Source organism: Bradyrhizobium uaiense, from assembly GCF_010811875.1.
Taxonomy (GTDB): domain Bacteria; phylum Pseudomonadota; class Alphaproteobacteria; order Rhizobiales; family Xanthobacteraceae; genus Bradyrhizobium; species Bradyrhizobium uaiense.
This window is the reverse complement of record NZ_VKHP01000622.1, coordinates 1-372: the sequence shown is the minus strand read 5'-3', so window position 1 is coordinate 372 and position 372 is coordinate 1. Positions and strand designations below refer to the sequence as shown.

General features: G+C 62.4%; 1 protein-coding gene. It reads right to left on the bottom strand.

The window, feature by feature from the left end; translation table 11 throughout:
* Positions 1-372 (bottom strand): ABC transporter substrate-binding protein (locus FNJ47_RS46780; RefSeq protein WP_236000611.1); only part of this gene is annotated, 372 nt, incomplete at both ends.

Here is a 372-nt window from a genome sequence, read left to right as displayed (position 1 = left end):
GTGTTCATCTCGTCGGCCGCGCCCTTGCGCCAGTGCGAATAAAGCGTCTCGAGCTCGACCACCTTGAAGTCGATATCGATGCCGATCTCCTTGAAGCTCTGCTGCAGGAATTCGTTCATCGGCAGCGACAGCATCTGCCCGGTGCCGCCCTGGGCGATGATGAAGGTCGTCTTCAGCGGCTTGTCCTTGGAATAGCCGGCTTCCTCCACCAGCTTCTTGGCGGCCGCGAGGTCGTATTTCAGCTCGAAGGTCGGGTTGCCGAACCATGGGCTCGACGGGTCGACCTGGCCCTTGGCCGGCTTCGCCAGTCCATTCATCAGTCCAACGACCGCGTCGCGGTCGATCGCGAGGTTGAGCGCCTTGCGCAGGCGG